Source organism: Arthrobacter sp. SAFR-044, from assembly GCF_059414985.1.
On record NZ_JBPFDN010000009.1, the window covers coordinates 59,712 to 81,167 of the forward strand.

Here is a 21,456-nt window from a genome sequence, read left to right on the forward strand (position 1 = left end):
CGCCTGGCAGCTTTCCCGCAACCCGGCAGGAACGCCATAATGCCTAGGGCCCGGTGCTAGCAAAATGCTGGCGAGGTAGCTTCCCAGGCGCCTCCAGCCCCTTGGACTCCAACTCCACCAGCAAGAGTCTTAGAGCGTGGTTAAGGTGACTAGTTTCTTCCGGCGGCAATATTGCGAGCAATTCTCGCTCGATGCCGGTGATCGCTTCGAGCAGCGGGGGTATCTCCTGCCGGGCCCGCGGAGTGAGATCCAATAGCGCGCTGCGTCGGTCGCTTTCGTGCGGTCTCCGTGTTAACAACCCAGCCGCGAGAAGCTTCTGCACCCTCTTGGTCGTTCCGGCCGGAGAAGCCGAGAGTGCGGCTGCGATTTCAGTGGGAGCCAATGGGCGGCCGTGCCTCATCAGAACGGCCAGGACGTCAAATTCGCCCCGCGTGAGGCCTGCCTTCTCAAGAACCGCCTCGCTTTGCAGCTGAACAATGCGCGATATCCGGTGGACACGCCCCAAGACGGCGGCCACCTCCACCTCAATCGAAGGCAGCCTTAGCCGCCATTGCTCCACAACCTCATCCACCGAGTCCCTCATGTAGCAACCGTACTGTAGAGTAAATGTACTTCGCCAGCGAAATACTTTTAATTGGAGGATCGTGACATCACCATCAGTCACTGCAATTCCGCGAGTGAAACAGCTCCTGGCCATCGGTCCCCACGCAGGCGCCCATCGGGTCGCCGTCCGAGCCGGGGCATCAGCCCTGCTGCCGCTCCTTGTGCTGTGGTCATTGGACAAGATCGAACTGGCTCCCTTTGCGATACTCGCAGCGACGGGAGCAGTTTTTGGGCGCAACGCTTCTTTGCCCCGGCGTCTCGCGATGCAACTGCAGACCTCAGCTGTTCTGGTCCTGTTGATCCTTGCCGGGGCGGCCGTATCCGCAGCAGAGCTTCCTGGCTGGACCGCCGTTCTGGCAACAGCCCTTGTCGCCTGCCTGTGCTCTGCGGCAGCCGACCTGCTCCAGTGGACACCCTCCGGCTGCCTCTTCTTTGTCTTCGCCTTTGCAGTAAGCGCCTACACCCCTGCGGGAAACACAGGGCTACCACTGATTGCCGCGGCAGCCGCCGGTTCAGCTGTTCTTACAATTCTCGTGACCATTGTCGGAGGAGCCCTTGAGGCCGTCACCCGCCCACGTCGAGGCGGCGTCCCGGGCCGGCAGGCACCAGCCGCTCCCCGGCGCCTGCCGCTGCCCCTGATCGCCACACACTCGCTTGCCTGCCTGATCGCTGCAGCTACGGCAGGCATGTTGAGTCTTGCAGGCGGTCTTGCGCACCCCTACTGGGCTATGGTTACTGCCATCGTGCCAGTAATCGGGGCGACAACGGCCGGGCAGCTGACTAGGGCAACCCACCGAATGATAGGCACCTTCCTTGGCATCGGCGTCAGCGGACTTTTACTCTTTTGGGCGCCCGGAGGCCCTGTCCTCATCGTCGTACTGGCTTTGCTGACTGCCCTGACAGAGCTCATGGTGGCCCGCAATTACGGACTGGCGATGCTCTTCCTCACACCCCTGACCATCGGCATGATGTTTCTCAACCATCCACAGCCACTCGGCCCACTACTAGCCGACCGCGCCCTGGAAACCTGCATCGGTTTGTCAGTTGTGATGGTCTTGATCGTCCTGACACATGACCTACGGCACCCGGAGGAACAAGCGGCTTAGCTATTTTGGCGCGGAAACGAGGTCTTACGGGGAACTAGAGATGGAATGACTCATCAGATTGAGTCACACCCCAGCCTGACGGGAACAGGCTCCTATACCTTGACTCTTCTTCTTGGGCAGGCCTGATACTCAACCTGACGGGAAGAGGGTTGGAGGCGCCAAGGGCCGACAGAGGATCGGGCACGTGCGCGTGAGCAAGCTGGACCAGAACGAGAAACGCCGGCTCGACAACCAGGTTCTGGATCGTGTCTTCACGGACATGGCCTCCGGCAGAGACACGGCCAGGCCCCAGTTCACATAGCTGTGGCGATTCGCCCGCGACGGGGACATCGTGGTCGTGCACATCTGGACCGGCTCGCCCGCAACCTCGACGACCCACGTGCCCTTGTCCAGGGCTTAAACCCGCAAGGGCCTTCGGGTGGAGTTCGTCAAAGTGAGCCTGGTCTTCACCGGCGAGGACTCCCCCATGGCCGACCTCATGCTCTCGGTCATGGCCGCCTTCGCTGAATTCGAACGCTCCCTCACATCTGTTCAGTGGAGGCGTCGGTGAATTGAGGCTTAGCGATCGATGGAAACCATGTTGGCGTCGTCGTGCCGTGCCCCTGCTGCGGGTTGGAGCGAGTTAAGGCGTTCTAGCTGGCCGGTGGTGAGTTCGACGGAATCGGCGGCGGTGTTCTCTTCCACCCGTGAGACGCGGCGGGTGCCGGGAATCGGGGCGATGTCCCCGCCGCGGGTTAACAGCCAGGCCAACGCGGTCTGGGCTGGGGTGGCGCCGATTTCGGCGCCGATGCTCCGGACTTCGTCGACGATCGCGAGGTTCCGGACGAAGTTTTCACCCATGAAGCGGGGGTTGGTTTTGCGCCAGTCATCATCGGCGAAGTCTTCCACTGTTCGGATTTGCCCGGTGAGCAGGCCGTGTCCGAGCGGTGAGTAGGGGACGAAGCCGATGCCGAGTTCACGCAGCAGCGGCAGGATCTCCTCTTCGACGTCGCGGGTCCAGAGCGAGTACTCGGTCTGGAGGGCTGAGACGTGCTGCACGGCGTGGGCGCGGCGGATGGTGTCCGGGGAGGCTTCGGACAGGCCGAAGTGCAGCACTTTGCCCTCGGTGATGAGCTCCGCGACGGCGTCGGCGGTTTCCTCGATGGGGGTGTTCGGGTCAACCCGGTGCTGGTAGTAGAGGTCGATGTGATCGGTGCCGAGGCGCTGCAGGGAGCCCTCGACGGCGGACCGCACGTTCGCCGCGCTGCTGTCGATCATGCCGGGGCCGCTGCCGGAATGGGAGACCAGGCCGAACTTCGTGGCGATCTTGACCTGGTCACGGCGGCCCTTGATGGCCTGGCCGACGATCTCCTCGCTCAGGAACGGCCCGTAGATCTCCGCCGTGTCGATATGGGTGACCCCGAGCTCGAGCGCACGGTGGATCGTGCGGATCGACTCGGCGTTATCCAGGGCGCCCTCGCTGGTGTAGGTGCCGGCCATGGTCATGGCACCGAGTCCGATGCGGGAGACTTCCAGGTCTCGGAGGCGTGCGTTCTTCATGTTGTGATTCCTTTCGGGGTGGTTTTCAGGCCTGGGACGTGGGCATGGCCCACAGCTCTGCGATGGAGGATCGCCGCGGGCGGGTCACACCATGAAGGCGATGCTCTCGGCGATGTCCCCGGGCTGCAGCGGCTCGGGGATGGCGTCGGAGGCGGCGAGTTCGTCCCGGATGGTGTCGTTGTTGTGCGAGATAGGTTCAGTGTCCACGGCACCCGGCTCGAGCACGCCGACGCGGACGTGCTTCTTCGTGACCTCCTGCCTCAGGGCCTCGGTGAAGCCGTTCACGCCGAACTTGGTCATGTTGTAGACGCCGAAATTCGCCCACGCCTGCCGCCCGGCATGCGAGGAGATATTGACGATGTCTGCCACTTTGCGCGGTCCGTCCTGAGCTGCCTTGAGTAGATGCGGGAGTGCCGCGTTGGTCATGTAGAGCAGGCCGTTCTGGTTGACGGAGATCATCCGTTTCCATTCCTGAACATCGGCGCCAGCGATGGGGCCGAGGAGCATGAGTCGGGCGTTGTTGATCAGGATGTCCAGGCGGCCGAAGCGATCGATGACCTCTGCTACGGCCTTCTCGGCCTGGGTGCGGTCGGTGATGTCGGCCGAAACGGCGTAGGCGGTGCCGCCGGTGGCCTCGATCTCGGCCACGAGTGTGTCGAGGCGGTCTTTGCGTCGGGCGACGACGGCGACGGAGGCCCCGTGTTCGGCGAGGGCACGGGCGGTGGCGTCACCGATGCCGCTGCTGGCTCCGGTTATCAGGGCGACGGTTCCGGTCAGTTTCGCTGTCATTGGTTTGTTCTCCTTCAAATGGTGGGGGAGCTTTTTTGGGCAGGCGTCAGCCACGTGCGTCCCCCGGGATTGTTGTGGGAGTGGCTTGGATGCGTTGGCCGGCCAACGCCCTGGGCTCAGGGGCGCGGCTGGCGGCGAGGGGTAGGGTTAGGCGTCGTCGTGAGCCAGGTTGATGGAGAGCTCGCGGTGGGCGTCGGCTTGTCCCTGGAGTGCCTTGGCCCTGGTCTCGAAGTTGGCCACGGCGTCGGCGCCAGCGGCGAAGCGCAGTGGGGGCGCCTCCAGTTCTGCCAGTTGGAGGAGGGCGTTGGCGAGCTTTGCCGGGTCCCCGCCCTGAAGTCCGTTCATGCCCTTCCACGCCGTCACGGTTTGCTCGGTCCGCTCGGCGTAGTCCTTTATGGTGGAATCCGCGTAGCTCGCGGATTCCGGGGTGAGGAGCTCGGTGCGGAAGAATCCTGGTTCCACGATCATGCTGCGGATGCCGAACGGTGCGACTTCCGGGGCCAGTGACTCCGCCCAGCCCTCCACGCCGAATTTGGAGGCGGCGTACGCGGTGAGGAACTCTCCGCCTGCAATGCCTGCGGTTGAGGAGATGGTGACCAGCAGGCCGGAGCGCTGGGCGCGCAGGACCGGCAGGGCGGCGCGGGTGACGTTCATAGGCCCGAACATGGTGGTTTCGATCTGGGCACGGAAGTCGCCCGGGACGATTTCCTCGAAGAACCCTGCGTAGAAGTTGCCGGCGTTGTTTACTAGGACGTCGATCCGACCGAACCGGTCCACGGCTGCCTGTATAGAGGCGGTCGCGTCGGCGGGGTCGGTGACGTCGAGCTTCACGACCAGCAGGTTCTCGTTTTTACCGACGGCCTGGGTGACTTTCTCGGGGTCCCGGCCGGTGGCGACCACGGCGTGGCCGGCCGCGAGGGCGGCCCTGGCGATGTCAGTACCGAGGCCACGCGCCGCGCCGGTGATGAACCAGACCTTTTTCCCGGGCTTGGTGCTGTTTTGTTCAGTCATGTTCTGTCTTCCTGCGTGGAGTGGTCCGAGCCGCGTGTGGGAGCGGGCCAAGATCGTGGATTTGCCTGCGGGCCGCCGGCCCTGGCGGCTGTTTCGGACGGTGATGCCGCCCAGCTGGCCAGGAATGCCAGCGCGTTTTGGGATGTGGAGCCTGGCTCGGCGGTGAAGGTGAACAGGGTCTGTCCCTGATCGCCGGGAAGGTGAAGCGTCTCGAACTGCAGGGACAGGTCCCCGGCGACCGGGTGGTGGAAGCGCTTGGTCCCGGTGGTGTGGATCCGTACGTCATGTCCTGCCCACAGCGCGGCGAACAACCCGCTGCGGGTGGTCAGTTCCCCGATCAGCTCGTTCAGTGCCCGGTCGTGCGGGTTCCGGCCAGCTTCGGAGCGGAGCATCGCGACCGTAGTGGCCGCGACGGCACGCCAATCGGGGTAGAAGTCCCCGGCTCCCGGATCGAGGAAGAGATAGCGTGCCTGGTTCGGCCGCCCGTCTTGGGTGTCTGGACCAGCAGCGACTGGGGACTCTAATACCGGCCCGTACAGCGCGCGGCCCAAGAGGTTTGTGGTCAGCACGTCCGAGCGGCCGTTCTGCACCACAGCGACCACTCCGCTCATCCCTTCCAGAAGACGCAGCACCCCGGAACGGACCCGCTGCTGGGTCGGACGACGCGCTGCCCGCCGCACCGGGGTTTTGGCCGCCCGTGCAAGGTCCAGCAAGTAGCTTCGCTCCGCCTCATCCAGCTCAAGGGCCGAAGCAACAGCCTCGAGCACAGCATCCGAAACGCGGCCCAGGCTACCGCGTTCCAGCCGCGTGTAGTAGTCCGTGCTTACCCCGGCGAGCTGGGCCACTTCCTCACGGCGCAGGCCCGGCACACGGCGCAGTTCACCATAGCTGGGGATGCCGGCCTGCTCCGGAGTGATCTTCGCGCGCCGCGAGATCAGGAAGTCCCGGATTTCATCTCTTCTTGCCACATCCACCACGCTACGCAGGCAAGGCCGGCGGTGGCAGTGTCTATCAGACACCCCCAATTGGTCGCGAAAGACCAGAAACCCATGCCGATGCGGGCACACAGAAAAGACCGACCGCGGGACCGCCTTAAACTCTGATTTCCCTGTGGTTATCAGCTGTGCTTGCGATCAATCACCGTTGGAGTATTACCCCGATGTCCAGCCGGGGGATCTCGTCTATGCAACTCGATGGACAGTCTCGGTATCATCATCTACGAGGAGACAGGTTCCGTTCGTGCGCTCACGGGCGATGATTATCTGGGACCTGGCCGTCATCCGAGACCTCCCGGACGACCTTGAACTGGAAGTCGCTCTCGCCGACTAGGTAAATCCGTATCCCACAGGAGCCCCATGACGAATCTGTCCGACCCGCTGGATCTGCGCCATGGACACCCTCTGCCCAATCGCCTGGTCCTCGCGCCCATGACCAATCAGCAGAGCAATCCGAACGGCACCCTGTCGGAGGACGAGCTCGCCTGGCTGGTCGCCCGCGCTGAAGGAGGATTCGGCCTTGTGCAGACCGCGGCCGCTTATGTGCACCCGGCCGGACAGGTCTGGCCCGGCCAGCTCGGTATCTCCTCCGACGAGCACCTGCCCGGGCTGGAGCGCCTTGCCGCCGCCGTCTCCGCCGCTGGTGCACGGTCCTCGGTGCAGCTCCATCACGGAGGCGTCCGTGCGGAGAGGACGCTGTCCGGCCAGGAGGTCGTGGGACCGTGGGATGATGCGCAGACCGGGGTGCGAGGCATGACCACCGGTGAGGTCCAGCGGGCGGTCGAGGACTTCGCCGATGCCGCAGCACGCGCCGAGAAAGCCGGCATCGACGGCATTGAAGTGCACGGAGGCCACGGCTACCTGGTAGGCCAGTTTCTCGACGCCTCGAACAACCTCCGACAGGACGGGTACGGGAGTGACCCCGCCGGACGGGGCCGCTTCGTGAAAGAGGTCGTACATGCGATCAGGGAACGCACCGGCCCGGACTTTCACATCGGGCTCCGACTGTCCGTCGAACGCTACGGCCTGGTCTTGGCGGACATGGTCCAGCTCGTCGGCGAGCTCCTCGCCAGCAGAGACATCGACATCCTCGACCTGTCCTTGTGGGACGTGGCGAAGCTTCCCGCAAACGCCCCCGAAGGCAGGCCAACACTCGTCGAGCACTTCCTTGACCTGCCCCGCCACGGAACAGTCATCGGTGTCGCCGGGCACATAGCAAGCGCCGCGGCAGTGCAGCGGGTACTCGACCAGGGGGCTGACCTCGCCTACATCGGCAAGGCCGCTATCGCCGACCATGCCTTCTCCCGACGGGCAATAGCCGACCCCGGCTACCGCGCGCCGTCCTTTCCCGTGACACGGGACCACCTCCGCTCGGAGAAACTGGCGGACACATTCGTGACGTACTTCGCGACCAACTGGCCTCAGCTGGTGGAAGGCTGAGGTCATTCGACTCTTCCGTTGCACGGTGCGATGCGGCGGCGGCAGTCTTGCGGTGATCGCACGAACGCTTCCCCAAGAGACCGACGCTATCGCCAGCTATCGATGGATCGCCTTTTAGCCATGGCTGCATCTGATGAAATACGCAGGTTCCAGGCACCGCGCGCCAAGGTTTTCGGTCGGGCTTAACTGCACCCCAACCTGACAGAAAAACCGCCTGACAAGGCTAAACGCCCGTAATCACGTTGCGCTATGCATCGAATGCCGCGTTCACGCCAGTGAAGCGCATCTCTGATCGGTAAGGCGCACGTCCCAGATGCCGTCCTTGTCGGTCAGATCCGGGTCTAGCCATTCAGCGAACCGGTCCCGCGGGATGATGACCGGGGAACGGTCATGGACGTGCTCAGGGCGTCCTGGGTGGTCGTGGTGAGCACCGTGCAGCTGGGCAGCCATCTTTCCGGATCATCCTTTGGCAGCGACGGATCAGCCCACCACTCGTACAGGCCGGCGAACCCCAACAGTGGCTCTTTCTCTGAGTAGAGGTAGTTGGTGATCTTCTTGCCGTCCTCGGTCTTCTGCCATTCGTAGTTGCCCTCGGTCGGGTTATCCGGTAGTTGGTAGCGTTGGGAGGACGTTTTCTCAGGCAGAGCCGTTGAAGACGCGTCCTTTAATGGGATGCTGCCCGACTGGCGGTCGGTTCTTGTGTGCGAGTGATGTCGAATGTCGTTCGACATCGTTGCGGCTGTTGTCAAAGACGAGCACGGCACGTCCCATGATTTGTCCGGTGCGGAGGTCTTCGAAGGCGCGTTCAGTGTCGGTGAATGCATATTCTTCGATGTCCACGGTGAGGTATCCGTCTCGTGCCAGGGCGAAGACTTCGACGAGGTGGGACTTGCTGCCCGATGATGTTTTGACGACGGTTACTTCAGGTTTGACGCCGCCGGCTCGATTTCCGGCGACGTCCAGCGATCCGTCGCTGATGCCAGTAATGGCGAGGAGTCCGCCGGCACGTGTGACGGCTGCACCGAGGGCCAGGGTAGAGGTGCGTCCTACGAAGTCAAAGGTGGCGTCGACTCCTTCGGGGAATCGGGCCAGTATCTTTTCGGCTGTTTCTTCGCCAGAGGTGAGGGCGAGGTCTGCGCCGTGCTGAACGGCAAGAGCGAGCTTTTGATCCGACACGTCGACAGCGATTACCGCTGCGGCGGTGGTGGCTTTGAGGATCTGAACGGCGAGGTGCCCGAGGCCTCCAACGCCAATGACGAGGGCTACGGACCCTGGGGTGAGCATCGTGCGGGCACGTTCGACTGCACCATAGGCAGTCAGTCCGGCGTCGGTCAGCGGGGCGGCTTGCCTGAGGTCCAGTCCGGTGGCGTCAACGAGATGTTCGGGACGTGCGAGGAAGTATTCGGCCATGCCGCCGTCGTCGGTGACGCCCAGGGCCGACCATCCGGTCGCGCAGGATGCCGGCCGTCCTTCGCGGCATCGTCGGCAGGTACCGCATCCGGAGATGCCTTTGACTCCGACGGCCTGCCCGACGGTCCATCCTCGTACTCCTGGTCCGATGGCGTCGATGATTCCGGCCATTTCATGGCCGAGGGTCACGGGGAGAACGGCGCCGAACAGTTCTGGTGCGGAGAGGAGGGTGAGGTCACTGTGGCAGACCCCGGCTGCGACTGTGCGGATCCGCACTTCGCCTTCACGGGGTTGTGGGACGGTCACGTCGGTCAGTTCGACTCGTCCTGCTTCGAATGCCCGATATGCCTTCACTTGTGTCTCCCTTGGGTGCTGCTGGTTCTGGGTGGCCGCCTGCTGTTGTTTTCAGGTGGCCGGGATGATGTGGTGTTCGCTGGTGTCGAGAAGTTGGCGGTCTCCGGATAGCTGGTAGATCCAGATCACGCCGAGTTCGGCGGCCACCACGTCGACGGATCCGACGATGTGTCGGCCGTCTTGGCCAACGGCTTCGACCGTGTCTCCCGGTGCGAGGGTGGCCAGCAGTTCGTTATCTGTTCTGATCGAGGTGAGATCACGCATTGTTCGCTCCTGTGGCTGGTGCGGTCGCTTACGTGGAGGTGAGCGACACGGGCCTGTTTCAGGGTTGTGACCCGCTTGCCCGGGTGGGGGTGGTGCGCATGGTGCTGGTCCTGCACCGCTAGTGGCGGTCCGCACCATGCGCACCATGGGGGGTTAGTCCTTTGGTGCCATGCGCAGGGCGACGGCGAGCCCTGCGAGTCCGAGGACTGAGACGGTCACGGCGAGCAGGAGGGCTATGGTGTAGCCGCCGGTGAGGTCGAAGTTCAGGCCCCACAGGGGCGTGGCGAGGGCCTGGCCGAAGTAGTAGAACATCATGGCGACGCCGTAGACCCGTGAGAACCGGACTTGTCCGAAGAGCTTGGCGATGACAATCGGAAGGAGGACGGTGAGGGGGGTGTTGCCAACGGCCACGAGGACGGTGGCGATGGTGACGGCGATGTTGGAGCCGACGTAGGCGAGGATCAGGAAGGCCGCAGTAGAAGAGGCAGCGGCGATGGCCAGGGCTGTGGAGAGGCCGATCCGGTCCGCGATGACGCCCTGGAGTGGCTTGGAGAGCATCATGCCAATCGACATCACTGACATGATGGCACCGATTTCAAGGGCGGGGATTCCCTTGCCGCCAAGCAGGCTGGGGAGCACCTGGGTCACACCGATGGGGAGGGAGATCAGGAACGTGGCGACGAAGACGATGACGAAGGCGGCCGGACGAACCTTTAGGGCCGTGGCTTTTGCGTCGGTCTTCTTGGCCGCGGCGGTTGCGGCCAGCACCGGGGGGTTGCGGATCAGGAAGACGGCCGCTCCGACGATCAGGACGAAAACGCTGATGGCCAGGGCTGCGTAGCCCATGCGCCAGCCGGCGTTTTTAACGACCTGGGGCATGATGAATCCCCATAAGAACCCGCCGATGCCGGTGCCCATGAAGACGATGCCGAGGACGGAGGCACGGTTGCGGGAATGCCAGAGGGTAATGATTGTGGTGGCGGCCATGACAGTGCAGGTTCCGAAGGCGGCACCGGTGAGCAGTCCGCAGAGGTAGATCACGTAGATGTTCGGGGCCAGTGCCATGCCCGTGAGGCTGGCGGTGGCCACGATCCCGCCGATGGTGATGACCGGTCGTACGCCGACGCGTTCGTAGACGCGGCCGATGATGGCCATGGTAACGGCGCCGCCGATGGTCCAGAGGCTGTAGTACACGAGGTACTGGGCCATGGCGACACCGAATTCCTTAGCGGCGGGTACGACCATGAAGCCCAGGGCGCTGACGCCGGAGACGGCGATGGTCAGCAGGCCGGCGCCGATGGTGGAACGCAGCCGGGGGCCCTTGAGTTCGCGGCTGGCGGCTGTGTCTGCGAGTTGGTGTTCGAGTGCTGTTGCCGAGGTATCGGCGATAGTTTCAGTCATTGCTCATGCCTTCCGGGGAAGCTGAATCTGCTTGAATTCGAGGAGTTCCTCGACGCCCTGCAGTCCGCCCTCGCGACCGAGGCCGGACTTTTTGTAGCCGCCAAAAGGCAGGATGTTGCAGACCCCTGCACCGTTGATGGTGATGTTGCCGGCCTGCAGCCGCAACGCGAGTTCGACCCCGAGGTCTTCGTTGTTGGTGAAGACTCCGGCCGCGAGGCCGTAGTCGGAGTCGTTGGCGATTGCGACGGCCTCGTCCAGGTCCTCATAGGTCTGCACGACGGTTACCGGGCCGAAGACTTCTTCCTTCACGACGGTCATGTCCGGCTTGACGTCGGCGATGAGGGTGGGTGAGACGAAGTACCCGGGAAGGCGTGCGGGGCGGTTTCCGCCGGCCAGGATGGTGGCACCTTCGTCCTTGGCGGTCTGAATGTAGCTTTCGATGGAAGCTCGGTGCTCTTCGGTGATGACCGGGCCCATGGTTGTCAGAGGGTCGTTGGGGTCCCCCAGGACAACGCCGTCGTAGATCCTGGTGAGGGTTGAGAGCCACTCGGTTTCACGGGATTTCGGGATGAGTACGCGTGAATAGGTGGTGCAGACCTGTCCTGACTGCATCAGGGAACCGCGCAGGATCAGGGCGTCTGCGCTTTCCGGGTCGATATCGTCGAGGACGATGACTGCGGACTTGCCGCCCAGTTCCAGGGTGACGCCTGCGATGTTTTCCGCTGCTGCCTGCATCATCTTGGTGCCGGAGGCGGTGCTTCCGGTGAAGGAGATCCAGCGGAATTCGGGCCGGGCGGAGATGTCTCCGAGGGCCGCACGGTTACCCGGGAGGAAGCTGACCATGCCGGCGGGGACGCCGGCGGCTTCGATGGCTTCGGCGATGATCCAACTGACTGTTGCCGCTTCGGGGGGCAGTTTCACTACGATGGGGCAGCCGGCCAGGAGGGCGGGGGCAACTTTCAGTGCGGTGAGCATGAGAGTGCCGTTCCAGGGCACGATGGCCAGAACCGGTCCGCAGGGTTCGCTGGTGGTCAGCACGTCCGGGTAGCCGGCCCGGGCTGGGACGAGCTGCGGTTTGTCGTGCAGGTGGCGGGCGTGTTCAAGGTGTTCGGTGAAGACTCCAGCGGTCCTGATGGCTTGGTTCTGCCCGTAGGCCCGCAGGCCTCCGAAGTCGTGGACGTAGGCTTCGACGATGTCGTTGCTGCGGGCGATGATTTCTTCGCCGATGCGTGCCAGGACTTCGCCTCGCTCCAGGTAGCTCATGCGCTGCCAGGGGCTGGAGGTGTGGGCAGTCACTGCGGCACTAATGGCTGCGTCCACATCAGCGACCGTTGCCTGGGGTATGGAGCCGATTTCCTCGGCGGTGTACGGGTTGATGACAGGGATCCGTGGGCGGTCGCCGGCGGGAACCCATTCACCGGCGATGTAGAGCTTGTCACGGGTAAAGAGGTCGGTGCGGGGCGGTGATTGGGTGGCGGACATTTTTCTCCTTTGATGAATCCGTGCTGGGTGGGGTTGGTCAGGGGAAGCGGACGTATTTTGTTTCGAGGTATTCGTTGATTCCCTCGAACCCGCCTTCGCGGCCGAATCCGCTGTGCTTGATGCCGCCGAAGGGAGCTGCGGCGTTGGAGACGATGCCGGCGTTGATGGCGACCATTCCGGCCTGCAGGGTTTCGGCTACTTGCCAGGCGCGTGTGGTGTTTTCGGTGTAGGCGTAGGCGGCCAGGCCGTATTCGGTGTCGTTAGCCAGCGCCAGCCCTTCCTCATCGGTGTCGAAGGGCACGACAGGGGCGACGGGACCGAACGTTTCTTCGGTCAGCAGGCGCGAGCCGGGAGCGACGTCCGTGATGACGGTCGGGGCGTAGAAGTAGCCGGTGTCCCCGAGGTACTGGCCGCCGGTGAGGATCCTCGCTCCGCTGGCCTGTGCTTCTTCCACGCGTTGGGCGACGTCTGCCCGGGCTTTGTCATCGATCAGGGGGCCGACGTTGACGCCGGGTTCGGTTCCCCTGCCCACGACGAGTTGTTCCATCCGGTCGGCGAACCGTTCGGAGAATTCCTGGGCCACGCGCGCCTGGACGTAGAACCGGTTGGCTGCGGTGCAGGCCTGACCGCCGTTGCGGATCTTGGCCAGCATCGCCCCTTCCACGGCCGCTTCGAGGTCGGCGTCGTCGAACACGATGAACGGTGCGTTGCCTCCGAGTTCCATGGACAGGCGGAGGAGCTGGGTTGCGGACTGTTCGACGAGCTTTTGTCCTACCCGGGTGGACCCGGTAAACGTCAGTTTCCGCAACCGGGGATCGTTCATCAGCGGGGCCGTGACAGATGCCGCGCTGCTGGAGGTGATGACGTTCAGGACACCGTCGGGGACTCCCGCGTCGGCCATGATCTGAGCGAACAGCAGCATGGTCAGTGGGGTCTGTGTTGCGGGTTTGATGACCATGGTGCAGCCGGCGGCGATCGCCGGAGCGACCTTGCGGGTTCCCATCGCCAGCGGGAAGTTCCAGGGTGTGACCATCAGGCAGGGCCCGACAGGCTCCTTGAGGGTGATCAGACGTCCGTTTCCGCCGGGGTCGGGCAGGTAACCGCCACCGACCCGTGCGGCCTCTTCGGAGAACCAGCGCAGGTACTCCGCTGCGTAAGTCACTTCAGCTCGGGAGTCGCTGAGGGGTTTGCCCATCTCCAAGGTGATCAGCAGGGCGAGTTGCTCGCTACGGTAAACGACCAGTTCGAAGGCGCGGCGCAGGATTTCTGCCCGTTCGCGGGCAGGGGTTTTCTGCCAGCGGGACTGGGCATTGCTGGCGGCCGTGAGGGCATCAAGTGCGTCCGCTTCGCTGGCGTCGGCGATGCTGGCCAGCGTGGCAGTGGTGGACGGGTCGATGACGGGAATTAGGCCCTCGTTGCCGGCGGCGCGCCACGTGCCACCGATGAACAGCTGGGTGGGGACTGTGCGCAGCGCTTCGGTCTCTGCGGTGTTCGTGTCGGGGGCCTGCAGGGTGTTCTGGGTGGTGTTCATGGGTTTCCTGGTCTCAGAGGCTGGTGGGGCGCTGGCCGGGTTCGGCGCGCAGTGTGTTGAGGATGTAGGACACTTCCATGACGTGCTCGGCGGTCTTCCAGTAGAGGTCCAGAAGTGTCGGTTCCGGCCGGACGAAGCTCGATGGTGCCCAGCTGCCGTCAGGGCGCTGGTTGCGCATGAACCAGGCAGCCATTTTGACGACCGAGGCCAGGGTGTCCGGGTTTGGGGAGACCGCTTGAGCTACGGCGGCGCCCCACCCGAATTTGCAGATCTGCACGGAGGACGCGTCGTTGAATTGTTGCTCGGTTCCGTTCAGGTTCAGGGCCAGGTAGCTGTGGGCCAAATCCATCGGGGAGCGGAGGCCGGTCTGCTGGGAGTAGCCCGCCAGGAAAGCTGCGGCGATGCCCGGCTGGAAGTACGCCTGTCGTTCGGCGGTGAAGTCAACGACCCTGCCGAACGCTTCGTTGGGTTCGAAAGCGGTCACGAGGGTGCCGTGGCGGCGGCTGGTGTAGAGGCGGGTGGGAAGTTCCTGCTGCAGCGCGTACGTTTCCTGGAGCCAGGAGTAGACCCCGTCTGCGGTGTTCCGGTCGCGGGTGACCAGTGCTGATACGCCGAGCTGGGCTGTTTTCAGCATGTCCTGCAGCGGGTCATCGAAAGTCGCATATTCATAGACGCCCCCGCTGTCCGGATCCTGGTAACGCGCCATCGCCGTGTTGACTGCCTCCGCGGTGTCATACCGGCCCAACAGCCACGCCGCGATGGCGATCGGGGACAAGTGGTAGACCGGGCTTCCGGGTGCCGGGGCCGAGGCCGGGCCCTCGCGGAGGTCACCGTCAGATGTCAGGGCGGTGCGTTCGATCCAACCGAGCATCGCGGACGCCACGTCGGGAGCGCCTCCGACGGCCAGAGCCCAAGGGGCCCGCCACCAGGCGTTGGCGCGGTCGGCGCCCTCGGGTGCACCATCGGCGCCTACCCGTTCGGTCAGCCATCGAACGCCACGGTCGCGGCTCTCGGTCAGGTCCTGAAGGTCGATCTCTTCCAAAGTGGTGGGCCACTGCTGTGCAGATGTTGTCGTTGTCATGAGGTCTTTCTCGCTGTCGGTGTAACGAAGGGGCGGGTCTGTCAATGGCTGAGCGCGGGTTCTGCGGCGGTGGATGCCGGAGCGTGGTGTGCTGCTTCGACGGTGAAGTCATCCAGCGGTTCACCTGGCGGGTAGATGCCGATGAACAGTTCGCTGCCGGCTTCGGTCAGCATCAGGCCGGTGCCGGCGATCCGCAGCGCAGGTCCGGAGGAGTCGACGGCCGCTGTGAAGGTGGCCAGCGGGACCCTGGGGGCGTCGGCGTCGCCGCCCGCTATGCTCAGTGTTCCGTGGGGACCGTCGACCAGGATGGCCGGGTCTGCGATGCGCAGGAAGAGGGCGCCGTGGTGTCCGCTGAAGCGGAGGTCGCCCCGGAAGGCCAGGCTCAGCCCGTGATTGGTGGCCTGCATGGCTGACACTTCGAAGGTGAATCCTTCAGTTTCGCTCGGTTCTGCGCCGTCCGTGGCCGAGCACCGGCCGTCGCTTAGACGGGCGACGTAGCGGAGGAAGGACTGCTTCATCGACCATGCGAGCCGCCCAGCCAGCCCTGTTTCCGTGGTGGTGTTCATGATGCCGCTGCTCCCGCGAGCAGTGTGCGGCCTGCGGGAACGAGCAGGTTCTTCAGCGGTTGGGTTTCGTCGGAGGCCAGTTCGACTGGTACGGTGCGTCCCTTTTGCAGTGCCCCTTTGAGGGCGATGAACTCACCTGGGCGGTTGACGCTTTCGACGGCGACGACGTTGTCCCCCGCGTAGTAGAGGATCGTATATTTCTCTTCCGCGGGGTTGCCGCGGATGACATGCCCGGTGGCAGCTGTGGGGGACCCTGCGACCTGCAGCTTCAGGTCGAACTGGTTGGACCAGAACCAGGGCACGCCCATGGCGGGAGCGGCGTGCCCGATGAGCGAGGCTGCCGCGATGCGGGCCTGGTCGATAGCTGTGGCGACGGATTCAAATCTCATTCGTGCGGGGCCGATGCCTGCCTGCGGGTTAGGGACGCTGACGCAGTCCCCTGCAGCGACGGTCCGTCCGTCGGATGCGACGCATCTTTCGTTGACGGTGATGCCGTCGGTGACGTCCAGGCCGAGGGTTTTAGCGAGTTCGACCCTGGGTTCGGCGCCTATTCCAACAACGACGGTGTCGGCGTCGATGATGCGTCCGTCAGCCAGACGGGCGCCGGCTACGTGGCCTTCGCCGTTATCGATGAATGAGGTGACCTGGGCGTGTTCGATGAACCGGATTCCGCGCTTTTCGTGGGAGGCGCGCAGCTGGGCGGCGGTTTCGGCTCCCACGGCCCGGCCGAGCAGCCGGTCGCGGGGGATGGCAACGTCGACGTCCTTGCCCAGGGTGCGGGCGCTTGCGGCCACTTCGAGGCCGATGAAGCCTCCGCCAATGACGAGGACTTTGGAGGCGTGACCGAGCAGGTTCCGGACCCGCGATGCGTCGTCGGCGTCGCGCAGGTATGAGATGCCGTTCAGGTCCTGCCCTGCGGCGGCGAGTTTGCGGACCCGGGTTCCGACAGCCAGTGCCAGCCCGTCGAAGGTCAAGGTGCGGCCGGTGTCGGTGGTGGCTGTTCCGTGGCCGTTGGCATCACGGGTGATGTGGGTGACGCGTTGGTTCAGTTCGAGCCTGATGTTGTTCTGGGCGAAGAATTCCGCTGTCCGCAGGGCGATTTCCTCGTGGTTGAGCTGCGTGGTGAGGAAGGCTTTGGACAGTGGGGGCCGTTCGTAGGGGATGTGCAGTTCGGCGCCGACGATCGTGATGTCGTGTTCGTAGCCGAACTCGCGCAGGCTGCAGGCGATTTGCACGCCTGCCTGGCTGGCTCCGACGATCAGGATGTTGCGGGGCTGGGGGGTGGTCATTGCTGGTACTCCGGGATGGTGACGTGGAGTGGGCAGGTGTCGTCGGTGGCGTGGATTTGGCATGCCAGCCGGGAGTTGTCTTCACGTTCGATAGCGGTGCCTTCTAGCATTTCGTCTTCGAGGTCGGTCATCGGTGGCACACGGTCAAGGTCCGGACCGTCGATGAAGACGTGGCAGGTGGCGCAGGAGAGCACTCCGCCGCATTCGCCGATGATGCCGGGGACGCCGTTGCTGGTCGCGGCTTTCATGACGGTGGTACCGGCGGGCACGTTGAGGGTGCGGGTCTGGCCGTTGTGCAGGGTGTATGTGATTTCGGGCATTGTTCTTTCCTGTCCTACTCAGATGTTGAGGCGGATTCGGGCGAGGACGGGGTCCCCGGGGTGAAGGTTGCGGGGAGCAGTGAGATGCCGTTGACTCCGCCGATCGTGGGGTAACGCACGATTTTGTCGTGTTCGATGCGCAGGTTCTGCAGCCGGGAGGGGATCTCGGAGAGCAGCATGCTCAGCTCGATCTTGGCCAGGGGTGAACCGAGGCACCGGTGCGCGCCGGTGGAGAAGGCGATGTTGTCACGGGCGTTGGCGCGGGTGAGGTCGATGGTGTTGGGGTTTTCGAATTTCTGCGGGTCGCGGTTGGCGCCGGCGAGCCACATGTATACGGAGTCGCCCTTCTTGATCTGCTGTCCCATGAGTTCGATGTCCTGCACGGCCGTCCTGCCCATGCCGGCTGGTGGGGTGAAGTAGCGGAGGAGTTCTTCGATCGCCTGGAGCCGGTAGTCGCGGTCGGTGCGGATCCGTTCGGCCTCTTCGGGGTGCTGGTCGAGCCAGACCAGGGACCGTGCGGTGGCGGACATGGTGGTGTCGAAGCCGCCGAAGACGAGGGCGTTCATCATGCTTTCGCCCTCGTCCAGGGACAGCGGTTCGCCGAAGACGCTGCCGTTGGCCAGTGAGCTGATGACGTCGGTTCCTTCCGCGCCTTGCCGGGACTGGAGGATTTCCCGGAAGCGGGTCCGCAGGCGTGCTTGTTCTGCGTGCGGGTAGGTCGGTTCGTGGGGCTGGGTGTAGGCGCCGCGGTGGGCGGCTGCGGCAGCGTCCTGCCAGTCGTCGGCCGGATAGCCCACGACGTAGAGGGTTGTGCGGGCCGTGACGGGGAGGATGATGTCGTTGATCAGGTCAGCGTGGCCGGTCTCGATGACGGCATTGATGGCTTCGTCAAGGAATTGCCGGGCCACCGGTTCCCATTTGCGGATGGCCCGGGGTGTGAAGAACGGGACTTCCAGGCGGCGGCGCTCAGTGTGCAGGGGCGGGTCGGATTCGCCCAGGTAGAGGCGGTAGGAGTTTTGCGGGATGCGCTGGCCTTTGCCGCCGTTTTCGGTTCCATTGAGGTCATTCACCGAGGTGAAAGACTCCCATTCGGTTCCAACCTGTTGGACTCCTTCCCAGGACCCAACGACCCAGAAGCCTCCGTGGGCTTCGGACCAGGCGATGGCGTTGCCGGTGGCGTGGAGGTCGTCGGCGATTTTTTCCCAGTTGTCCCGGTAATGGGCGGAGCGGTGGTCGAAGTCGATGACGTTCGCGGTGGTGGTCATGAGTGTTTCCTGGCTTTCCTACGGCACCAATGAGGACTTCAGGGCGCCGGTGCGGGTGAGTGCTTCATCGAGGATGGGCAGCATGGCTTCACGGAAGGTCAGTGGGTCATCCGTAGGGGCGAAGTGACTGAGGTTCTTCAACTCGCGGAAGTCCACGTTGGGGAACAGCTTTCCGACGGCCGGGGCTCCGTGCTCGGGGTCAAGCGCGGCCGGGTCGTATTCACCGCCGAGGACGTACAACGGGCTGGTCAGGGCGGCCAGTCCTTCACCGTTGACTGTCAGGTCGTGGCCGTCCATGAAGTAGTCGTTGTCTCCGGCGTATACACCCGGGAAGTTGGACCGGTAGCCCCAGTAAACTTCGCGGCGGTACGGTTCGGGTGCGTTCGGGGAAGTTGCGAAGTACATCCCGGTGCTGACCTGTTCATTGGAGAAGCGGTTGTCCCTGCACCGGTCGTTCCAGGTCGCAATGATGGCATCACCCTTCAGCGGGTTGTCCAGCGTCCCGTTCAGTGCGAAGTAGGCACCGAAACGGTCGCCGTAGTCTGCTGCCAGGTCCAGTGCGAGCTGCCCGCCGACGGAGCATCCCATGAAGAACGGGGAGTCCAGTCCGAGGGCGTCGGAGAATGCAACGATGACCTTCTCGATCCATTCCTTGGTTGGCTTGTAGGCCTCTTCCCACCACCGCAGATCCGTGGGCGGAAGCGACCGGCCGTGGTACGGGAGGTCATAGGCGATCACCCGGAAGCGGTATTGGAATTCGGGATCTGCCAGCTGGTGGCGCCACTGCCGGGCATCGCCGCCGGCCGTGTGCTGCAGCAGAAGCGGGATGTCACCGGTGCCGGCCTCTTCGTAGTACATGCGGTACTCGACGCCGTCGATGTCGATGTAGACGTAGCGTCCGATCGCCGTGTCAGTTTCCTTGAACAAGGCCCGGGACGGTGCTTCGAGCTCGGTTGTCTGGCCGGCCGTGAGAAGCAGAGCGTAGAGGCGTTCGATGGCTGCGGCGTACGGGGCAATCACGGTAGCCGGGTCGCCCAGAATTTCGACACCGTGGCGGCGGGCCCGGAATGCACTCGTGAAACGAAGGCTCCCGCGGGATTCGGCCGCAAAGACCTCGGCGGGAAGGTTCAAACCGAATACGGGGTCACCGACAGGGTCCACGACGGCGCCAATCCGGGCATCTTCGACCAGCAGGTCCATGCTCTCCCCCGCCAGGGTCAGCCTGATCCGACCGTCCATCCCTTTGAGTTTGTACGTGAGCTCAGCGTCCCCGGAGGTGTAGGCGAGTACTTCGGACCGGGTGGGCGAGGCGGTGCTGCTGTTCAATGTGCGCTCCTTCAGCAACGTTGGCGAACTGCGATGTAGACAGTATATGCACATCTGTCAGTGACTGTCATCACGCATTCTGAACTTTTTTGTCAGTAGCTGCCTTTTTCATATTTACTGCCTCAAAAGCAGTATTGCTTTTGTTGGCAGCACCTGCCACAGTGATCGAGCACACACACTTTGGTCGGTGGTCAGCGACGACCACTTGGTCCTGGAAGTCAATGAGGATTGGAACAACATGTCGGACGCAAAGGGGCTGAACCGCATTAGCACCGGCCATTACCCGCCGGTGACGAAGTGGGGTGAAACGAAGAAGGGCTTCCCCACCCTGGTCACAGCCTTCGTTGGCTACGCACTCTCGATGATTACGCTGACGCTGAATTCACTCGGCGCCCTCACACCGGCTCTGGAGGCCGAGCGTGGTTTCGCACGCAGCGAGATCTCCTCGCTTTGGCTGTTCGCCACAGTGGCGATGGTCGTTACCGGCCCCGTCGCCGGGCGGCTTATAGACAGGTTCGGCGGACGCATTGTCGCAGGCATCAGTATCCCCGCTTTCGCCGCCATGCTGTTCCTGATGGGCCAACTGGCCCCGGATATTAATGGCCTCAGGCTGATGTTCTTCATCATGGGGCTGATCGGCGTCGGTGCGATCCCCGTTGTCTACACCCGCGCCATCTCCGAGCGATTCAATCTCAGCCGGGGACTGGCCATGGGCATCATGGCCGCAGGCGCTGGGCTGACCACGATGATCATTCCCACCGTCCTGACCCTGGCGATCCAGCAGGGAGGCGTGGCCCAGGCGTTCACCACCCTGGCCGTGATTGCCTTGATCCCCTTGCCCCTGGTCCTTGTCTTCTTTAGGCCACAGGCGGCAGACCCCCGGGAGGCGGCAGGGAAGACCCACACGGCCGGGGCGAAACGGGACCTTTCGGCGCTGAAGCGTCCGCTGTTCTGGACGATCACGATGATTGTGCCTCTCGTCTGCGGCTTCACCTCGGCCTTGCTCGTGAACTACTACCCGCTCCTGACAGACCGGGGCATGAAACCACTGCAGGCCGCAGCAACACTGGGAGTGCTAGGCGTGGCAACGCTGCTTGGACGTCTCTGCTCCGGATACCTCTTTGATCGATTCCACGCCGGAAAGGTCGCCGGCATCATGCACCTCTTCGCCGCCGCCGCGATCTTGTGGACCTGGTTGGCCCCCGTCGATTTTGCTGCCATCGGCGTGTTCGTCTTCGGCGTCGTCATCGGAGCAGAAGCAGATTTCGCCGGCTTCATCATGAGCCGCTACTTCGGCGTTGCCAGCTTTGGGTTCAATTTCGGTATCTTCTACGTCTTCTACGCACTGTTCGCCGGCGGATCGCAACTGGTCATCGGCCAGCTCTATGCCATCGGCAAGAGCTATTCCCTGCCCATCTGGACCTCATTCTTCGTCGTCCTGGGGGGTGTCATTTTCCTGCTGCTGCTTCCCCGCTACCAGAAGGCCGAAGAGGAACTGGGAGAAATGCTGGAAGATTCTTCCACGCCGGCCGTGACAGAACACGCCTCAAAGCAATGACGGTGTTGGCGGCAAGGGACAGAATCCAGCAACACAACAAACGACCGTGACAGTAGTTGGAGGCCGGACCCGTCGGGTCCGGCCTCCACTACAGATGCGTCTAAGGCACCCTCCAGTCTCAACGAC

Annotated in this window: 20 protein-coding genes and 1 pseudogene; 4 read left to right on the forward strand and 17 right to left on the reverse strand. The window is 63.7% G+C overall.

From position 1 onward, the window contains the following. Positions 1-43: 43 nt before the first annotated feature. Positions 44-697: a MarR family winged helix-turn-helix transcriptional regulator gene (locus tag ACR65J_RS14625; protein ID WP_440170259.1), complete on the reverse strand. Its 654-nt coding sequence runs from the start codon at positions 695-697 to the stop codon at positions 44-46. On the opposite strand from ACR65J_RS14625, the gene ACR65J_RS14630 reads away from it, so the two are divergent. Together ACR65J_RS14630 and ACR65J_RS14635 are read left to right on the forward strand one after the other, a co-directional pair. Next, entirely contained in the window at positions 678-1,709 is a 1,032-nt protein-coding gene (locus ACR65J_RS14630) for an FUSC family protein (protein WP_440170262.1), read from the forward strand. The two genes, ACR65J_RS14625 and ACR65J_RS14630, sit on opposite strands and share 20 nt — an antisense overlap. Positions 1,710-1,821: 112 nt before the next feature. Next, positions 1,822-2,232: pseudogene (locus ACR65J_RS14635) on the forward strand (recombinase family protein); the annotation flags it as partial. Between the two features lie 35 nt (positions 2,233-2,267). On the opposite strand, the gene ACR65J_RS14640 reads toward ACR65J_RS14635, so the two are convergent. From ACR65J_RS14640 to ACR65J_RS14655, 4 genes are all read right to left on the reverse strand, one after another. Then, entirely contained in the window at positions 2,268-3,248 is a 981-nt protein-coding gene (locus ACR65J_RS14640) for an aldo/keto reductase (protein ID WP_440170264.1), read from the reverse strand. An 84-nt stretch (positions 3,249-3,332) separates the two neighbouring features. Continuing rightward, a complete protein-coding gene (locus ACR65J_RS14645) occupies positions 3,333-4,037 on the reverse strand; it encodes an SDR family NAD(P)-dependent oxidoreductase (protein ID WP_440170267.1) in 705 nt (234 codons plus the stop codon). Positions 4,038-4,184: 147 nt separating this feature from the next. Further along, positions 4,185-5,048 (reverse strand): SDR family oxidoreductase, encoded by an 864-nt coding sequence (locus ACR65J_RS14650; protein ID WP_440170269.1) that lies wholly within the window; start codon positions 5,046-5,048, stop codon positions 4,185-4,187. Beyond that, entirely contained in the window at positions 5,045-6,016 is a 972-nt protein-coding gene (locus tag ACR65J_RS14655) for a helix-turn-helix transcriptional regulator (protein WP_440170271.1), read from the reverse strand. Before ACR65J_RS14655 ends, ACR65J_RS14650 begins: the two co-directional genes overlap by 4 nt. 387 nt (positions 6,017-6,403) lie before the next feature. Between ACR65J_RS14655 and ACR65J_RS14660 the strand changes: the two genes are divergently transcribed. Next, complete coding sequence (locus ACR65J_RS14660) at positions 6,404-7,483, forward strand: oxidoreductase (RefSeq protein ID WP_440170273.1); 1,080 nt, start codon at positions 6,404-6,406, stop codon at positions 7,481-7,483. 341 nt (positions 7,484-7,824) lie between these two features. Here ACR65J_RS14660 and ACR65J_RS14665 read toward each other — a convergent pair whose 3' ends face one another. The 12 genes from ACR65J_RS14665 to ACR65J_RS14720 form a co-directional block, all read right to left on the reverse strand. Then, positions 7,825-8,214, reverse strand: coding sequence for an SOS response-associated peptidase family protein (locus tag ACR65J_RS14665; RefSeq protein WP_440170275.1), 390 nt, complete (start codon positions 8,212-8,214; stop codon positions 7,825-7,827). Beyond that, positions 8,120-9,247: an alcohol dehydrogenase catalytic domain-containing protein gene (locus ACR65J_RS14670; protein ID WP_440170278.1), complete on the reverse strand. Its 1,128-nt coding sequence runs from the start codon at positions 9,245-9,247 to the stop codon at positions 8,120-8,122. The genes ACR65J_RS14665 and ACR65J_RS14670 overlap by 95 nt, the downstream gene beginning before the upstream one ends. 51 nt (positions 9,248-9,298) lie before the next feature. Continuing rightward, positions 9,299-9,511: a hypothetical protein gene (locus ACR65J_RS14675; protein ID WP_440170280.1), complete on the reverse strand. Its 213-nt coding sequence runs from the start codon at positions 9,509-9,511 to the stop codon at positions 9,299-9,301. Between the two features lie 153 nt (positions 9,512-9,664). Then, positions 9,665-10,912 (reverse strand): MFS transporter, encoded by a 1,248-nt coding sequence (locus tag ACR65J_RS14680; protein ID WP_440170283.1) that lies wholly within the window; start codon positions 10,910-10,912, stop codon positions 9,665-9,667. Between the two features lie 3 nt (positions 10,913-10,915). Further along, positions 10,916-12,394 (reverse strand): aldehyde dehydrogenase family protein, encoded by a 1,479-nt coding sequence (locus ACR65J_RS14685; RefSeq protein ID WP_440170286.1) that lies wholly within the window; start codon positions 12,392-12,394, stop codon positions 10,916-10,918. Between the two features lie 37 nt (positions 12,395-12,431). Continuing rightward, positions 12,432-13,925: an NAD-dependent succinate-semialdehyde dehydrogenase gene (locus tag ACR65J_RS14690; RefSeq protein ID WP_440170289.1), complete on the reverse strand. Its 1,494-nt coding sequence runs from the start codon at positions 13,923-13,925 to the stop codon at positions 12,432-12,434. A gap of 13 nt (positions 13,926-13,938) precedes the next feature. Beyond that, a complete protein-coding gene (locus ACR65J_RS14695) occupies positions 13,939-15,006 on the reverse strand; it encodes a hypothetical protein (RefSeq protein WP_440170291.1) in 1,068 nt (355 codons plus the stop codon). Between the two features lie 41 nt (positions 15,007-15,047). Further along, complete coding sequence (locus ACR65J_RS14700; RefSeq protein WP_440170294.1) at positions 15,048-15,572, reverse strand: HtaA domain-containing protein; 525 nt, start codon at positions 15,570-15,572, stop codon at positions 15,048-15,050. Continuing rightward, positions 15,569-16,861 (reverse strand): NAD(P)/FAD-dependent oxidoreductase, encoded by a 1,293-nt coding sequence (locus tag ACR65J_RS14705; RefSeq protein WP_440170296.1) that lies wholly within the window; start codon positions 16,859-16,861, stop codon positions 15,569-15,571. The genes ACR65J_RS14700 and ACR65J_RS14705 overlap by 4 nt, the downstream gene beginning before the upstream one ends. After that, on the reverse strand, positions 16,858-17,181 hold the full coding sequence (locus ACR65J_RS14710; RefSeq protein ID WP_440170299.1) for a 2Fe-2S iron-sulfur cluster-binding protein: 324 nt from the start codon (positions 17,179-17,181) through the stop codon (positions 16,858-16,860). Before ACR65J_RS14710 ends, ACR65J_RS14705 begins: the two co-directional genes overlap by 4 nt. A 14-nt stretch (positions 17,182-17,195) precedes the next feature. Next, entirely contained in the window at positions 17,196-18,446 is a 1,251-nt protein-coding gene (locus tag ACR65J_RS14715; RefSeq protein ID WP_440170301.1) for a cytochrome P450, read from the reverse strand. 18 nt (positions 18,447-18,464) lie between these two features. Beyond that, complete coding sequence (locus tag ACR65J_RS14720; protein ID WP_440170303.1) at positions 18,465-19,772, reverse strand: alpha/beta fold hydrolase; 1,308 nt, start codon at positions 19,770-19,772, stop codon at positions 18,465-18,467. Between the two features lie 187 nt (positions 19,773-19,959). On the opposite strand from ACR65J_RS14720, the gene ACR65J_RS14725 reads away from it, so the two are divergent. Continuing rightward, the gene (locus tag ACR65J_RS14725; RefSeq protein WP_440170305.1) at positions 19,960-21,330 is read left to right on the forward strand and encodes an MFS transporter; all 1,371 of its coding nucleotides are present in this window, start codon (positions 19,960-19,962) and stop codon (positions 21,328-21,330) included. The last annotated feature ends 126 nt before the right edge of the window (positions 21,331-21,456 follow it).

Excerpts from the sequence above, each read along its gene's own strand:
- ACR65J_RS14625 (WP_440170259.1), bottom strand. The coding sequence starts at position 697 with ATGGCCAGGAGCTGTTTCACTCGCGGAATTGCAGTGACTGATGGTGAT.
- ACR65J_RS14640 (WP_440170264.1), bottom strand. The coding sequence starts at position 3,248 with ATGAAGAACGCACGCCTCCGAGACCTGGAAGTCTCCCGCATCGGACTC.
- ACR65J_RS14645 (WP_440170267.1), bottom strand. The coding sequence starts at position 4,037 with ATGACAGCGAAACTGACCGGAACCGTCGCCCTGATAACCGGAGCCAGC.
- ACR65J_RS14650 (WP_440170269.1), bottom strand. The coding sequence starts at position 5,048 with ATGACTGAACAAAACAGCACCAAGCCCGGGAAAAAGGTCTGGTTCATC.
- ACR65J_RS14660 (WP_440170273.1), top strand. The coding sequence starts at position 6,404 with ATGACGAATCTGTCCGACCCGCTGGATCTGCGCCATGGACACCCTCTG.
- ACR65J_RS14665 (WP_440170275.1), bottom strand. The coding sequence starts at position 8,214 with ATGTCGAACGACATTCGACATCACTCGCACACAAGAACCGACCGCCAG.
- ACR65J_RS14675 (WP_440170280.1), bottom strand. The coding sequence starts at position 9,511 with ATGCGTGATCTCACCTCGATCAGAACAGATAACGAACTGCTGGCCACC.
- ACR65J_RS14680 (WP_440170283.1), bottom strand. The coding sequence starts at position 10,912 with ATGACTGAAACTATCGCCGATACCTCGGCAACAGCACTCGAACACCAA.
- ACR65J_RS14685 (WP_440170286.1), bottom strand. The coding sequence starts at position 12,394 with ATGTCCGCCACCCAATCACCGCCCCGCACCGACCTCTTTACCCGTGAC.
- ACR65J_RS14690 (WP_440170289.1), bottom strand. The coding sequence starts at position 13,925 with ATGAACACCACCCAGAACACCCTGCAGGCCCCCGACACGAACACCGCA.
- ACR65J_RS14695 (WP_440170291.1), bottom strand. The coding sequence starts at position 15,006 with ATGACAACGACAACATCTGCACAGCAGTGGCCCACCACTTTGGAAGAG.
- ACR65J_RS14700 (WP_440170294.1), bottom strand. The coding sequence starts at position 15,572 with ATGAACACCACCACGGAAACAGGGCTGGCTGGGCGGCTCGCATGGTCG.
- ACR65J_RS14705 (WP_440170296.1), bottom strand. The coding sequence starts at position 16,861 with ATGACCACCCCCCAGCCCCGCAACATCCTGATCGTCGGAGCCAGCCAG.
- ACR65J_RS14710 (WP_440170299.1), bottom strand. The coding sequence starts at position 17,181 with ATGCCCGAAATCACATACACCCTGCACAACGGCCAGACCCGCACCCTC.
- ACR65J_RS14715 (WP_440170301.1), bottom strand. The coding sequence starts at position 18,446 with ATGACCACCACCGCGAACGTCATCGACTTCGACCACCGCTCCGCCCAT.